The 301-nt window shown below is 59.1% G+C and carries 1 protein-coding gene; it reads right to left on the bottom strand.

Features of this window, described 5'->3' with window-relative positions; translation table 11 throughout:
- On the bottom strand, positions 1-301 hold a 301-nt coding region (locus tag P0G09_RS18715), incomplete at both ends, for an ABC transporter permease (protein ID WP_275253422.1).

The following is a 301-nucleotide window of genomic DNA, read 5'->3' as shown; positions in this document are numbered from 1 at the left end:
TTTTTGGCACTGGACTGGTTGGAGAGCCGCATGGCCGTGGTGTAGGGCTGATAGATGCAGTCATCGTCGGAGCCCTGCTGCATGTTCTTGTCCGTCACCTTGGCGTTCAGCACGCCCACGATCCGGAACGTGTAGGCCCCCAGCTTGATGGTCTGGCCCACCGCGTTGCCGCCGTAGGCCACCCGGTTGAGGTAATCACCAATGATGCAGACCTGCTTGTTGTCCTTAATGTCCATGTACTGCAGGCCGCGCCCCTGGGCGAGGGTATAGTTTTTCATCTCGGCGTAGTGCTCGTCCACAC

The sequence above is a fragment of the Faecalibacterium sp. DFI.5.82 genome (assembly GCF_029076575.1).
GTDB classification, from domain to species: Bacteria; Bacillota; Clostridia; order Oscillospirales; family Ruminococcaceae; genus Faecalibacterium; species Faecalibacterium duncaniae.
This window is presented reverse-complemented; position numbering and strand designations above follow the sequence as displayed.